12 protein-coding genes are annotated in these 14258 nt (G+C 46.7%); 5 read left to right on the top strand and 7 right to left on the bottom strand.

The window, feature by feature from the left end:
• Nucleotides 1-15 precede the first annotated feature (15 nt).
• The 3 genes from FXO21_RS28425 to FXO21_RS28435 all read right to left on the bottom strand — a co-directional run bounded on the left by FXO21_RS28425 (nt 16) and on the right by FXO21_RS28435 (nt 5326).
• The gene (locus FXO21_RS28425; RefSeq protein ID WP_225865895.1) at nt 16-3474 is read right to left on the bottom strand and encodes a TonB-dependent receptor; all 3459 of its coding nucleotides are present in this window, start codon (nt 3472-3474) and stop codon (nt 16-18) included.
• A 91-nt stretch (nt 3475-3565) separates the two neighbouring features.
• A complete protein-coding gene (locus FXO21_RS28430) occupies nt 3566-4642 on the bottom strand; it encodes a FecR family protein (protein WP_149643272.1) in 1077 nt (358 codons plus the stop codon).
• Nucleotides 4643-4720: 78 nt separating this feature from the next.
• Entirely contained in the window at nt 4721-5326 is a 606-nt protein-coding gene (locus FXO21_RS28435) for an RNA polymerase sigma factor (RefSeq protein WP_192579351.1), read from the bottom strand.
• A gap of 158 nt (nt 5327-5484) precedes the next feature.
• Here FXO21_RS28435 and FXO21_RS28440 point away from each other — a divergent pair, with 158 nt between their 5' ends.
• A complete protein-coding gene (locus FXO21_RS28440; protein ID WP_149643273.1) occupies nt 5485-6528 on the top strand; it encodes an OmpA family protein in 1044 nt (347 codons plus the stop codon).
• 101 nt (nt 6529-6629) lie between these two features.
• A complete protein-coding gene (locus FXO21_RS28445; protein ID WP_149643274.1) occupies nt 6630-7223 on the top strand; it encodes a 2OG-Fe(II) oxygenase in 594 nt (197 codons plus the stop codon).
• A 3-nt stretch (nt 7224-7226) separates the two neighbouring features.
• On the opposite strand, the gene FXO21_RS28450 is transcribed toward FXO21_RS28445, so the two are convergent.
• Nucleotides 7227-7832, bottom strand: coding sequence for a 2'-5' RNA ligase family protein (locus tag FXO21_RS28450; protein ID WP_149643275.1), 606 nt, complete (start codon nt 7830-7832; stop codon nt 7227-7229).
• A 192-nt stretch (nt 7833-8024) separates the two neighbouring features.
• On the opposite strand from FXO21_RS28450, the gene FXO21_RS28455 reads away from it, so the two are divergent.
• Nucleotides 8025-9008, top strand: coding sequence for an OmpA family protein (locus FXO21_RS28455; protein WP_149643276.1), 984 nt, complete (start codon nt 8025-8027; stop codon nt 9006-9008).
• Between the two features lie 39 nt (nt 9009-9047).
• Here the strand turns inward: FXO21_RS28455 and FXO21_RS28460 are convergent, their stop codons facing one another.
• From FXO21_RS28460 to FXO21_RS28470, 3 genes are all read right to left on the bottom strand, one after another.
• Nucleotides 9048-9575, bottom strand: a complete 528-nt coding sequence (locus FXO21_RS28460) for a dihydrofolate reductase family protein (RefSeq protein WP_149643277.1) — start codon at nt 9573-9575, stop codon at nt 9048-9050.
• 153 nt (nt 9576-9728) lie between these two features.
• A complete protein-coding gene (locus tag FXO21_RS28465) occupies nt 9729-10139 on the bottom strand; it encodes a DUF3644 domain-containing protein (protein ID WP_229245228.1) in 411 nt (136 codons plus the stop codon).
• A gap of 145 nt (nt 10140-10284) precedes the next feature.
• Nucleotides 10285-11037, bottom strand: coding sequence for a uracil-DNA glycosylase family protein (locus FXO21_RS28470; protein WP_149643278.1), 753 nt, complete (start codon nt 11035-11037; stop codon nt 10285-10287).
• 301 nt (nt 11038-11338) lie between these two features.
• Between FXO21_RS28470 and FXO21_RS28475 the strand changes: the two genes are divergently transcribed.
• Nucleotides 11339-12730: an SGNH/GDSL hydrolase family protein gene (locus FXO21_RS28475; protein WP_149643279.1), complete on the top strand. Its 1392-nt coding sequence runs from the start codon at nt 11339-11341 to the stop codon at nt 12728-12730.
• 110 nt (nt 12731-12840) lie between these two features.
• Complete coding sequence (locus FXO21_RS28480; protein WP_149643280.1) at nt 12841-14232, top strand: SGNH/GDSL hydrolase family protein; 1392 nt, start codon at nt 12841-12843, stop codon at nt 14230-14232.
• The last annotated feature ends 26 nt before the right edge of the window (nt 14233-14258 follow it).

Below are 14258 nucleotides of genomic sequence, written 5' to 3' on the forward strand. Positions count from 1 at the left end.
GCGGTTGGTCAGAAATTAAAAGGAAACGTTTAGACCAAATGAGGCCGTCGCGAAGAACGGATAGTCATTTTCGACACCGTCGCGTGTTTCAGGATCGAAGAACCCCTGGAATTTGCCCATGCCCGAAAGCGTCAGGATATCCTGCCCTGAGAAGAATACGCGCGCTCTTGAAATTTTCACCTTCTCGGTAATGCGCAAAGGAATGGTGTAGCCCAGCTGGATGTTTTTCAGCCTGATGTAGCTCGCGTCGAGTGTCCATTTGTCCGATGCCAGATAATTGTGCGTAGCTCCGGTGTAAGGTCTCGGGAAAAGTGCATCCTGATTTTCGGGTGTCCAGTAGTCGCTGTGGATGCCCATTGCCTGTTTCCAGGTAACCAGAAGCGGCGCAATCGATTCTGCTGTGGAGCGGTAGCTTCTTTTACCTACACCCTGGAAGAATGCAGTAAAATCAAATCCTTTCCAGCCTGCACCCAAGGTAAAACCAAACAAATAACGCGGCGCGGTAGTACCCAGCAACACCAGGTCACCATGGTTTTCAGCAGTCCCTTTTCCTACTGTAATCCGCTTATCCCCGTCTATGTCATTGTATTTCACATCCCCTACACCAGCGCGGTTATCCTGAAATGCCCAGTTTTTCACTTCGTCTTCCGACGTGAAATAGCCCGAAGTTTTGTAACCCCAAACCGTATTCATCGCGTAACCTTCGATCAATCCGTTGGTTCCGGTACCTACTACATTCCTGCCTGAGAAACTGATCAGCCTGTTATTATTGTCTGAAAAATTGATTGCGAGCGAGTAAGTGAATTCCTTCCCAATCTTGTCGCGGTACCGCAGCTCGGTTTCCCAGCCCCACGATTTCAGCTCCCCATTGTTTTTGCGTGGGCTGCCAATTCCGATCGTACCAGGTAACTGCTGGGCCGTGAGCATATTACGGTTAAATTTCACGTAATAATCTCCATTAAATTGCAGCCTGTTCTGGAAAAGTCCAAGATCCAGACCTCCGTTGGTCGTTTCAATGGTTTCCCAGGACAAATTCGCAGACGGAATTGATCCCTGATAAATGTAAGAAGTACGCGAATCGCCCAGCACCAGGTTATTCGCCCGGGTTAACTGGCTCAGATAATCATAGTTACCGATCGCATCACCCAATGCGCCACCGAGGCGGCCCCACGATCCGCGCAGCTTGAATTCAGAGAAGAAAGGAAGTGTATTGGCAAACCAATCTTCCTGGTGCATATTCCACCCCACAGATGCCGACGGGAAAAACTTCTTCCGCAAACCAGGCGCCAGCTTGGAACTTTCATCTAACCGGACAGTCGCCTCAAACAGGTATTTGTTGGCAAAATTGTAATTAAACCTGCCGAATACAGATTGGAATGCATTGGTACGGATCGTCTGGCTATTCGTTTTCGTTTTATCGTCACCCAGATTTAAGGTAGGCAAATCGTTGCTCACCAGGTTTGTAGCGCCCGAATAGAGAAAGTCTTCCCGGAACTCTTCCCACTGGTAACCTGCAAAAAGCGCGATATTGTGTTTTTCACCAATCTTGAAATCATAATTGGCCAAAAACTGCATATTGATATTCTTAGTCAGCTCATTGTCAATATTGTAGGAATTGATCTGGTTCACATAGCTGGCTACCTTCGACTTGCTCCACAATGGAACGGTGCGGTTAAAACGCTGACGGTCACCGCGACGGTACTGGGTACCTGCCACCGCGCGCAGCTGCAAACCTTTCACAAAATTGGCTGCGGTCAATGTAAATACACCATCGAAGAAATTGCGTTTGTAATGGTTGTAACCACCTTCCGCGAGCTGCGCGTAAGTACTGTTTGAGGTATTATACCGACCTTCCGGCGTGAATGCAGGGTTCCGGGTACGGAACCGGTAAACCTGGTAGATCAATCCGCCCCCATTGGCCTCAGCATAAGAACTGTTGGTGTATTCATGCGTATAAGACAACCGGCTGTCCAGCGTCAGATGTTTTGTCAACTCGGCGCCGAGGTTGATCCGGGCATTGTAACGATCATAACTGTCGGGACCTACTTTGAAAACACCCTGTTTATTATAGTAACCTCCTGAAATCAAAAAGTTAAGCTTGTCCGTCCCTCCGCGCGCCGTAATGTTGTGCGTGCTCATGGAAGTGATCTTGCGCAAAAGCTCGTCCGCAATCGGTTTTTGGTTATAATATAAATAGGAAGAAGTATCTGCCGGGTTGACCACGTAAGGTACTCCGTCGCGAATACGCTGGATTTCTTCGTCGGTATATTCAGGGCTGGAACCTGAGTTGATCCGCGCCTGGTTGGAAAACAATGCTTCATCGAGCAGCGACATCCTGTCCGGCACGTTCGTCGACCAGTCAATACCCTGCTGCCCTGTGTAATCAAAGGTAACCTTCCCTGATTTTCCTTTTTTAGTTGTAATCAAAATCACCCCTCCCGCAGCCTGCGCACCGTAGATCGCGGCCGCAGCAGCATCTTTCAGTACACTGATGCTTTCTACATCATTCGGGTTCATAGTCTGCATGGTACTGATCGGCACACTCACACCGTCGAGCAATACGAGCGGATTCACATTACCATTTGCGGAAGTTGCGCCACGGATCTGGATCGCGATATTTTCACGCCCTGGCTGACCAGTCTGGCGGGTAATGATCAAACCCGGAGTTACGCCTTGTAAGCCGGTTGAAAGGTTACTTGAAGGCCGGTTTTCAATGGCTTTGGAATCAATGGTCGATACTGCGCCGGTCAGGTTGGCTTTCTTTTGGACCCCGTAACCTACCACAACAACTTCTTCCAATGCCTTGTCGTCCACCACCAGCTGCACGTCGATCACGCTGCGAGTACCTACCTGAATTTCCTGACTGACATACCCTACAAAACTGATTACCAATACTGCGTCACCACTTACGACTTCCACATTATAGCTACCGTCTGAATTGGTAGTCGCTCCTTTCGAAGTTCCTTTGATCAGAATGCTCACACCAGGCAGCGGGCTGCCGGTATCATCGGTAATTTTACCGGAAACCGAAATATCAGCCGTAGCCGGGGCATTGGTATTGACCGACGCAGCAGGTTTTGCCTCCGCTTCCGGACTGGCCGTCTGGCGTTTCAGTATGATTTTGTCGCCTGCCACTTCGTATTTCAGGTTAAGTGGCTGCAAAATGCCGTCGAGCACTTTTGAAAGCGGCTGCTCGGTAGCAGTAAAGCTCACTTTACGGCGCGACTGGATAATTTCCCGGCTGTACAAAAAGCGCACGTTCGCTGATTGTTCCAGTTTAGAAACCACCGTCTCGATATTTTCATTAGCTACCGAGATACTGATCCGTTGGTTGAGCATTTCCTGCGCGCCCGCTGCACTTGCCAGGTTGAGACTGGCCAGCAGCAATACCAGAAGGCCCGGAAAGGAAAACGCGCCACATAGCTTCCTTGTTAGTAAGGGTTTATAAAATTTCATTTGCAGATTTTTTTTCATCGAGTTTTAGTTTTAAATAATTAAGGTTCAGGTTAACAGCTAATTTTCGTTCTCTTCATATCATCGGCTTTTAGGGTTTCTAATTCAAAAATCATGGGTTGTCGCATCCGTTCCCGTAAATGATGAGCTGGTCGTCATGGATCTGGAAAGTTGACTCCGTCGCCAGGCAGATCAGCTTGATCTTTTGCAGGAAAGGCTCGTCCTTCAAAGAGGCGGTAATCGTGCAGTGCCGCATTTTTTCTTCGTCAAAATGGATTTTGACTGCATAATTGGCTTCCAGTATTTTGAGAACCTCGGCAACCGGGGTAAACTGAAATTCAAAAGGCTCCTGCTGCACCGGCGTCATTTCCGCGGGTTTGGTAATTTCGGTGATGGTTGTGATCAGCTTTTCGTTTTTACGCAACAGATTGATCTGCTGGTTGGGCAGCAAGGTGAGCGAAGTTGGCTGGCCTGCGCCATTTTTTCCTGATGAAACAGCGACTTTTCCTGTCTTCACTGCAACAATAGCCTCGCTGCTATCGGGATACGATCGCACCAGGAAACTCGTACCAAGTACCCTGGTAACCACTTTATCCGCAAACACAAAAAATGGTCGCTGTGTGTCTTTCACAACTTCAAAAAAGCCCTCGCCCGTCAGGAACACGATCCGCTCGCCTCCTTTCATATCCTTATCGAAACGCACGCTGCTTCCCTTCGCAAGCAATACCGAAGACCCGTCGGGCAAATTGACCAGCACCGCTTCCTTGGTGCCATTTTCCCGGGTGATCATTTTTTCAGCTGAATCATTTGAGCCGGACAATAAAGCAATTGGGTCTCTTTCGCCTGCATTCCTTTCATTCCACCAAAACCCAAAACCGACCACCAGCATAGCAGCCACTGCCCAGCGGAACCACCGCCAGACCTGCATGACAGGCCGCTCGCTTTCGGCTTCGGAGATCATATCCCTGATCCGGCGCGCCTTTTCTGCGGACTCCGTTTGTGGCAATGCAGTACCCTGCATCACTAAAATGAAGGCAACTGCCTTTTCGTAAAGATGAACTTTGTCGGGGTGCCGGCGCAGAAACTCCTGCCAAAAATGCTTATCCTCAGGCGCTTCCCCGCGCGCCCATCGCTGGAAACGCACGTCTTGCAGGAAGTCCTCTTCGGATTCAAAAGAGTTTTCGGACATAACTGTTCTTGACTATTCAAATGATTTCTATGATAATATGAATAGCACAAGCCGATATACCCTCAGCGAAGAAAATATTTAAAAAAATAATAAAATGAATGTCATTGTGACCAGCCACTTGGTCCGGATCCGCGAAAGAGCCTTTTGAAGAAAATTAGAAACCGACTGCCGGTTGACGCCCATGATCGCCGCAATTTCAGTCACACTCAGGTTTTCAAAATAACGCAGGTAAAGCGCTTCCCGCTCCCGCTTGGGCAGCGTAGCCATTTGCGCATTGATCTGTTGAACAAGACTATCCAGCGTTTCCTGCTCGATCAGCAGCGATTCTGCATTGAACTGCTCGGGCAGGCCGGAATCCCAGGGCAGGGAATCGTCGCTGGCAAATCTTTGCTGGTAACGCAAGTGCTCCAGAATGCTGTTCCTGACCGATTTAAGCAGATAAAATTTAACCGATGGAGTCTGATTGATCTTGTGGCGGTTTTGCCAGAGATCAAGAAAAAGGTCCTGAATGCAATCGTCGACGATCGCCTCGTCGACCATAAATTTCAGCCCATACCTTTTTAAAGTAGTAAAATAACGCTCGGCCAGGATGCCGAGGGCTTTGTTGTCACCATGGCGGTAAGCCAGCCAAAGCGCAGCGTCATCTGTTGCAAAATCGATAGGCTCCGCGGTCGGGAAATACATGCAAAAGGATTTACAAGGACAAGACGACAAGCAGGTATTTTGCACTGACAGCAGTCTCAAAAAAATCGCAACATTTTCCAACCAGCCGACGTAAATAAATTAACAACCGGCAGTTATATTACATTTCGTGTCCAAGACCGCCTATCCTTCCAAATAAAATGACGTTACTGCTCCTGCTTTTGGCAATACCCGCGTGGCTGGTCGGAAAAGAGCCGGTTCAGGTACCTGAGAACAGGATCGGGATTACGGGCAAATGTTATAATGTAGCGACCAATGAGACCGTACCTTGCACAGCGAGGATTTCCTCCAAAAATGCAGTGCAGGAAAAGCAGGGATTTAGTCCTGGAATGCTTGATTTCGAGCTGGATCGCAGCGCGACAATGCTTTATTTCGATGCGCCCGGTTTTGAGACCAACAGCTTTCCGGTGAACCTGATCGGTGAAATTCCAGAGCATACTACATTTGAAATCCAGATTCCGCTGATTCGAAACGGCTTATCGCCAGCCATGCGGGCAAAGCACCTGGCGCTCGCTCCTGCTACTTTGCTTGCAGTCCATTTACAGTTTCCGGATAGTCTCGAAACGGTGTTTATCATGCACGATATCAGCACGCAAAAAATTTCATCGACCTTCACATTTCAGTTAAAAAACGGCAAGCCCGAGCAAATGCTTACTGCTATCCCCGGGCCTTACGTGTTCAGGGCTACGGCGCTGCAAAGTGATAAGGTAAGTCTGGAAGATATACTGACCAATGAAAATGTGATTGTCAAAGCCGGATTGAACTTCCTGGCCGCACACGATGTAAGATTTACTCCGAAAACAGCAGGCAAACCAGCCTCGAAACCCGTAATTGTGCCGACGAAAAATCCGGGATCCCTGACTTTGCCATTTTCGCGAAGCAGCTACGCACTCAGTACCGGCGTGAAAATTACATTGGATTCGATTGCAATGCTGCTGAAAACGCACCGAAACCGGACAGCTCACATTACGGGGCACACCGATAATGTCGGAAGAAGGATACCCAATGTCGCGCTTTCGGAATATCGGGTGCGTGTGGTGGAAAATTACCTGCGGAAAAAAGGCGTGCTGGAGCAGCAGCTTTCTTTGAACTGGAAAGGCCCCGACGAACCTGTAATGCCGAATGATTCGGAGGAAAATAAGATCAGGAACCGGCGGGTTGAGGTCAGTTTTTCGGTTAAATAAAAAAATAAGGCGTTGCACGTGTTAACTTATTGTTTAGTAGACTGATAATAGTGCTACCTTCACCAAATCCGGCTTTCGGAATACGCTGAATCTTCGCCTTTTTGCAAACAATTTTTGATACACTTATCGACAGCTACATCGATGACAAAGTGGGGATAGCGGAAAATTTTTTGAGCGTCGCGCTCGCCGGGCATTTAAAAAGCAATTTGTATGATTTGCTAAAAACAGATCAGTTTCAACCCGCCGGGACGGGCAATGAAAAGATCATTTTGCACGACAAACTGTATCGCAGCGACCTGATCTACTGGCTTGACCGAAAGCACAATAATGTGTTCGAAGACGATTTTTTCGACCTCATTGATCAATTTGTCCAGTACCTGAACAGTACCTGCTACACCGGTATCACGGGATACGAATTTCATTATGCATTGTATCCCGCAGGCAGTTTTTACAGGAAACACCTGGATCAGTTCCGCAACAATCCGAGCCGGCAATACTCGATGATCACTTACCTGAATGCCGACTGGCAGGAAGGCGACGGCGGTGAACTGCGGATTCATCACGCTGATCGCGAGCAGGACATTTCCCCTGTTAATGGGAAAAGCATATTTTTCAAAAGCAGCGAGCTCGAACACGAAGTTCTGGTAACCAATAAAGCACGGCTGAGTATTACGGGGTGGTTGAAAGTGGGGTGAAGTTTATGGATTGAATAAATCCAATTGAACCGAAGGCACATGACCGCCCAGGAGCGGAAGTACATCTACCACTTCGTACTGCCTGCGTTTTTCATTGAATTTCCGGATTGCAAAAGCATCACATTCGAAGCCTGCCTCGAACCCGGTAAACAGCGAATGCGCCAGTGCGACCCACTCTCTCGTCAGCCGCCTGCCAATCGTCATATGCGGGTTTTTGGACTCGTCGGCCCATTTTTGCATGTATTCCTTTTTGAGCTTTTTGTCAAAACCTTTCATCACGTGCTGCGCGCTTTCCCGGATTTCCAGCGCTGATTTTTCGGTAGGTTTAATATAGAAAGCCGAAAAGTTAGCCCGGTCAAAATCCGCGAAACCTGAGAAATTCAGTTGAAAGGGTTTCAGCTCAGCCACCAGCCTGCGGTATTCGGCCAGCACGTACGGATAATTATTTTCATCCGCATCAAACCCATCCAGCGAAATATGCGCCTCCGCATTCGCACTGCCATAACTTTTGCCGATAGCAATGCGAAGCTGCTGTTTGATATCCGCCACCTGAGCAAGGATCTGAGGGCCGGGCATAATGGCGAGGGAATAGTTGGAAAGAGCTGACATATTAGATGGATTGCTGATAGACTGAAACAAAATTTCTTTTACGGTATTTTCCACATTTTGGAAGCGAAAAATAAAGTGCTGGCGTTAACGACACAAGCTTTTTACGTATTAAACTGATTTAAAGTAGCTTTCAAGTAGCCTCCATGGATTCTTTCCTTTTCCACGAAGTTCCACATAAGTCGTTAATCCGCTATGCTCACGACCGTCATATTATCACTTCTCGCATTGACTTCTGACTCGCTCCGCATTACCGGCAGCTGTTACAACCTCGCCGATCAGGGCAGTTTGAAATGCAATATCACAGTAGTTTTCAATACCGGCAAGCATAAAATCAATACCGATAAGTGGGGGAAATTTGCGTTTAATCTTCCCGACTCCGCCCGGTACCTGACTTTCGAGGCTGCTGGCTTCGAGGCGCGGACGATCGGCGTCAACAGAATAGGAAAAGAAACCGGGGAAGCGACATTTGCAATTAGGGTGCCAATGCTCAAAAATGGGCTGGATCCGGCTATCAAGGAAGATGAAACGGTATTTCCCAAGAGCCAGCTGATTGTGGACGTAAATGCACCCGACAGCCTGACCATGGCAGTGGTGCTTGTGGACGGAACGAAGCGAAGAGCTCGCGAAAACCGGGGCACTATCAGCGGTCCGACAAACCGACATTTGACTGTCAATTATATAGTACCCGGGCCTTGTATGCTTTACACAGGTATTTTTGAGCAGAAAGACCTAGCTGTTAGCGAACAATGGGGAGAAAATGTGGTACTAAAAGAAGGTTTCAATTTCTTAACAGTAAAATACAGAAGTACCAATTTTACAAATGACGGTACGATTGCAATGCTAAAACCCAAGACCTTATATTTCGATCAAAGCAGCTATAACCTGAGGAAAGACAGCCGCCTGATCTTGGATTCTGTCTGCGCAGTATTGGTACGCCGGCATAACCTCACTGCCAGGGTTACCGGCCACACCGACAATGTCGGAAAGCAAAACTTGAACCTGATCCTTTCGGAATACCGGGCCCGCGTGGTGCAGCATTACATGAAATCAAACGGTGTAAAACCGGGCCAGATCCGGGCTGAATGGAAAGGTCCATACTTTCCTGTGGCTGCGAATGATAGTGAAGTAAATAAGAGCAAAAACCGGAGGGTGGAAATAACATTTCGCGAGCGGTGAGGCATTTTGAAAAAAAGGCGCCCGCGGAGGCAGATCGCCTCAATACACCCTCCTGTAACAAAGCTGCACCAGCCCGGTATCGAAACTTTTCGCTTCAACCAACTTCAAATCCCCGCCTGGCCGCCCGTCTTTGAAAAGCCGCGTACCGTCACCGACGAATGTAGGAATAATTGAAATAACAAATTCGTCAATCAGGCCGCGCGTCAGAAGCTGATGAACTACTTCGGCACCGCCGTCGCAGAAGATCGTGCCGCCCTCTTTTGCCTTCAAGGTCTGTACTAGCTCGCCTATGTCGCCGGTATAGAAATGTGTGTTACCAACGCTTTCCTGCGGCGTTCTCGTAATAATATACGACTCTTTATCGGAGTGGCTGAACTCGGGAACGTGCTGCATAACCCAATCGAAAGTCCGCCGGCCGACGATCACCGTATCGACTTCCGCAATGAAATCCGCATATCCATAATCCTCCCCTTCCTTTTCCACTTTCGTCAAAAACCCGAGGTCGTCACCAGGAGCCGCAATGTAGCCGTCAAGGCTTGTTGCAATATAAAGAACCAGTTTTCGCATTTTTTAAGAATGTTATTGATGTAAAATTAAAAGCAATAAAGGAACGTGAGTTTGAAGACTTCAAGGCCGTAGCCCAATTCCTACCGGGCGACTACGTAAGCGCCGTACATTTCAACCTGACAACACGTATACAAGGACTTAACACACAAGCATTTATACTGCGTTTTCCAAGCTGCTTATATCAATCACCTCTCTCTTTTCAAATCGGTCTTTCCAAATGTCTTTATCCAGACGACCCATTTTAATATTTCCCACTAGCAATGTTATCCAAGATTCCTTAAATAAATAGTCATTATGTGCTTCATCATAGTGACAAAAAATCATCAATCCAATTTCTTCCTTATCTATGCAATGATGCTCTATCTTGTTTCTAAGCTTGATAAAAAATTCTAAATTGATTTTAGCAGGCTCAGACAAGTCATTGTATTTATCGATACATGTTTTCAATTCCCATGCCTTTCTGTCTCCGTCAATGACTTTGTATCGGCCGTTCTTTTCCTTATAAAAGTATCTTTCACCAATAGTATGATTGAAATGAGCTTGGAAGAGCCGAGTCCAAGCCATGATCATGTTTGTTATAAAGTTTTCAACTCGAAATGGAGCTCGCGGGCTTATTGTAAATTTCTACTGCAAGTAATGCACTATCAATAGCACTTTCAATCAAAGTTTTAGTTCGACCTTTTCTTAGTAAAGACATAAGTCTTATTATTTAATGAAGAAGAAATTTATCTTCAAAAAACGCACGCTCAGCAACCTTCCCCAAAATCTCCCGATACCTATTTGGCATTTTATTCCGACGGGAGCCGAGTAACGTTCTGGGATGCTTGGTTTGGAAAGTGCGTGGCGGTAGCGAACCGTCGGCGGTGGAAAGCTGATACAAATACCCGTCAGGCAAAATGCTTTCGCGAACGGGATTGAACACGGCATTAATGCGATGATCATATTTGGAGCCTGTGAGGAATACCACCACATCGGGTTGTAAAATGGCGATTTCCGCTTTCAGCAGTTCGAAACCTGCTTCGTTACGATCTTGTAATTTGTCCGAAGGCGTGGTACTGTTACAATCGAACTTCGAGATATTGGTCCAGAGGAAACCGTTTGTTTTATTGGTCACTTCAATGTTTTTCCAATTTCCTTGATAAAAGACATTCCGATTGAAATTCCAAAATGGGCTACGCAAATACCTAGGCGGTTTCTCGTCTCCATAATCCGCAGACTTGCCGAGATTAAATTCATGGTATTTTGTCAGCAGTTCAGTCGGGCTTGGTTTCAGGTTCATTTGCCCCCAGCTATGCGTTTCCTGTCCCACAAAGAGAATCTTATTCTCCATCGCGCAGTACTCGTTGAAAACATGCATCAGTAGCGGTGCGGAGACATTATTTTCCCAGGTTTCGGCGTAAATGGAGTCGGTGTACTTTTGATAGATTTCGAGTAATTGGGCATTAAGAGTTTCAGCGGTCATAATAGAGAAGTCAGTGAGCTTCCTATTTAAGAAACATATCAGCCGATCGGAAACCGTTTAATAAGTTTCGTAAATGTATTTAACACTCCGCTTTGCCGATCAATAATCAGAATCGGCTGTTTGGACATTGCCCTCCTTTTCATTGCAATGCTCAAAAACAAACCAGCTATTATTACGGCATACTTGTCGAACTAATAATTACACATTTAAAGCATTGCATCTGCTCGTCCAGGTTCGCGGATCCATTGGAGCGCAAAAAACAACCCTTTGTCTATTCATTTCATTTCAAACAGATCAACAAATGAAGAAACTGCTATTTTTAATCATCCTGACTGCCTGCGATAAACCTAAACCCGACTGGCCGACCCCTAAGCCCATTGAGCCTGTTTACATTCCTACTTCCGAAGATTCGGCAAGGACGGGCGGACCGTATATGTGGATTCATCCCATGGGACAATATCCGGAGATGATCTATGAAAACCTCCATAGACAGCCAGCGCTCAAAATCGAAGATTGGCTGTCCGCACCTGTCCCACTGGCTGATTTTGGTCGGATTCTCAAAGCAGGCCAGGAAATGGAAATGGTTGCATTCGGCGGCGGGCTCACAGCCGGTGTCATGAATGGAGGCATTACCAGAGAAAGCCAGCAAACCAATTACACGAATTTGCTCGCCCACCAAATGGGCATCAAAAACTTCGCAATGCCACTTTTCGAAAGGGAGCATTACAATGGAACCGGCTATTATGTATACCGTAATACGGAAGACGGGTATCCGCAGTGGGATCGGGTTGTAAACAATACCATTTCGGTATTGCCAGGCAAGCCGGCGACTATGCCGAAATACCAGGGAAAGATCTCGAATTACGGCCTGTACTGGGGAGGCACAGAATGGTATGTTCCAGGTTGGGGATGTGAGAATTGCGCATTGACCACACTGCTTGCATCGCGATTCGAGGGGCATGTACCGACAGATTTACCTTATAATTTTATTGTTATCGAAGAGTTTTTTGACCGATGGATGCATGGAATTAGAACGACGAGCCAGATTGGGGGGTTTGATGAATCTTTCAATGGCTCAATCATGAATTCCGGCAGGATTACTGACTACTCGATCAATTATGTGCTTCATGGTAAAAAGGGGGTCATTTTTACGGTACCGCGCTATCAGGATCTTCCATATATGAACTGGTATCCGATGAAAAAATTTCAGACCGTATCCATCACATTTGACAGGAACGGTGTGGCGGATGGGGCCGTTAACTCGGCAAAGCCATTTTCGCTTATCCCGACAGCCAAACTGTACAACATTTACAAAAGGTCTAAGAGTGGCGTATTTACAGCTAACCTACCTGATATCGAAGTCATTGATGCACAGGAAAGACATCAATCGGATCCCGCACTCTACTATAATCAGAAAATCAGGGACTATGCGGCAGAGAAAGACCTTGCTGTGGTAGACCTTTTTGATCTGTATCAACGCATTCATCAGGGTGGCTACAAAACAGATGACGGTGTTTTGGTGGATGGAACTGCCTATGGAAATTTCTTCTCCTCAGACGGTATTTATCCCACGCCGCTCGGACAGGCTATCATTTCTAATGAGGTGATTAAGGCGCTTAATAAACATTACGGCTCCAAAATTCCTTTGATCGATATTGCTGGTTTTGCAAAGGCAATCGAACCAAAAAAATAACCTTTTACAGGACTCAACTTCTTCTTCCAGGTACTCGCAGCATTCGTGATAAAGATCACGAAGCGATCTCAATTTTTTGTCTATATGTTTCACTTTAAACAAATTAAAAAATGAAGAAGTTGTTAATTGTATTTGCTCTGGTTGCCTGCAACAAGCCCACAAACAGCTGGCCCGACCCTAAACCTGTTGAGCCCGTTTACATTCCCACAGCCGAAGACTCCGCAAAGACGGCCGGGCCTTTTATGGGTATTCATCCCATGGGACAATATCCGGAGATGATCTATGAAAATCTCCAAAAACAGCCCGCGCTCAAAATAGAAGATTGGTTGTCCGCGCCTGTTCCATTAGCCGATTTCGGTCGCATCCTGAAACTGGGGCAGGAAATGGAAATGGTTGCATTCGGCGGCGGGCTCACTGCCGGTGTCATGAATGGAGGCATTACCAGGGAAAGCCAGCAGACCAATTACACGAATTTGCTCGCCCACCAAATGGGCATCAAAAACTTCGCAATGCCACTTTTCGAAAAGGAGCATTTCAATGGAACCGGATATTACGTATATCGTAAAACGGAAGATGGATATCCGCAGTGGGACCGAGTGGTGAATAATACTATTTCGGTTGTTCCTGGCAGCCCCGCTAAGATGCCCAGGTATGCAGGAAAAATTTCAAATTACGGGCTGTACTGGGGAGGCACAGAATGGTATGTTCCAGGTTGGGGTTGTGAGAATTGCGCATTGCCGACGCTTCTCGCTTCCAGATTCGAGGGACATGTACCGACTGATTTACCTTATAACTTTATAATCATTGAGGAGTTTTTTGATCGTTGGATGCAGGGCATTAGACTAACCCCGAATATTGGAAGATGGGACTACTCTTTTAATGGCTCTGTAATGAATACGGGAAGGATTGAGGACTACTCTATTAACTATCTTTTACACGGAAAAAAGGGGGTTATTTTTACAGTTCCCCGCTACCAGGATTTGCCATATATGAACTGGTATCCTATGAAAAATTTTAAAAGCGTATACATTTCTTTCAATCGAAATGGTGTAGGCGATGGGGTCATTAATACCTCTAAACCATTTTCTCTTATTCCTACACCAGAGCTTGATAGGCGCTGCAAGAAGTATGCGGGCGAACACTTTACAGCCAATTTCGATGATATAGAAGTCATAGACAATGGCGAGGCTTACGAGTCCGATCCTGCCACCTACTATAATCAGAAAATCAGGGATTACGCGGCAGAAAAGGACCTTGCCGTAGTTGATCTTTTTGACTTGTATCAACGCATTCACCAGGGCGGTTACAGAACCGATGATGGTGTTTTGGTAGATGGGGGGCCGTACGGTAATTTCTTCTCCTCCGATGGAATATATCCAACTCCGCTAGGGCAGGCTATCATTACAAACGAAGTGATTAAGGCGCTTAACAAGTATTATGGTGCCAAGATTCCGTTGATCGACATTGCAGGTTATGTTAAAAGTGTTGAGCCGATGAAGTGACCATTTAAACCAATCACTATCAAATT

The sequence above is a fragment of the Dyadobacter sp. UC 10 genome, from assembly GCF_008369915.1.
Classification (GTDB): Bacteria; Bacteroidota; Bacteroidia; order Cytophagales; family Spirosomataceae; genus Dyadobacter.

Bases quoted from the DNA above. Each gene is read 5' to 3' on its own strand.
- FXO21_RS28450 (WP_149643275.1), bottom strand. From the start codon at position 7,832: ATGTCAGCTCTTTCCAACTATTCCCTCGCCATTATGCCCGGCCCTCAG.
- FXO21_RS28430 (WP_149643272.1), bottom strand. From the start codon at position 4,642: ATGTCCGAAAACTCTTTTGAATCCGAAGAGGACTTCCTGCAAGACGTG.
- FXO21_RS28455 (WP_149643276.1), top strand. From the start codon at position 8,025: ATGCTCACGACCGTCATATTATCACTTCTCGCATTGACTTCTGACTCG.
- FXO21_RS28440 (WP_149643273.1), top strand. From the start codon at position 5,485: ATGACGTTACTGCTCCTGCTTTTGGCAATACCCGCGTGGCTGGTCGGA.
- FXO21_RS28475 (WP_149643279.1), top strand. From the start codon at position 11,339: ATGAAGAAACTGCTATTTTTAATCATCCTGACTGCCTGCGATAAACCT.
- FXO21_RS28460 (WP_149643277.1), bottom strand. From the start codon at position 9,575: ATGCGAAAACTGGTTCTTTATATTGCAACAAGCCTTGACGGCTACATT.
- FXO21_RS28480 (WP_149643280.1), top strand. From the start codon at position 12,841: ATGAAGAAGTTGTTAATTGTATTTGCTCTGGTTGCCTGCAACAAGCCC.
- FXO21_RS28435 (WP_192579351.1), bottom strand. From the start codon at position 5,326: ATGTATTTCCCGACCGCGGAGCCTATCGATTTTGCAACAGATGACGCT.
- FXO21_RS28465 (WP_229245228.1), bottom strand. From the start codon at position 10,139: ATGGCTTGGACTCGGCTCTTCCAAGCTCATTTCAATCATACTATTGGT.
- FXO21_RS28470 (WP_149643278.1), bottom strand. From the start codon at position 11,037: ATGACCGCTGAAACTCTTAATGCCCAATTACTCGAAATCTATCAAAAG.
- FXO21_RS28425 (WP_225865895.1), bottom strand. From the start codon at position 3,474: ATGAAAAAAAATCTGCAAATGAAATTTTATAAACCCTTACTAACAAGG.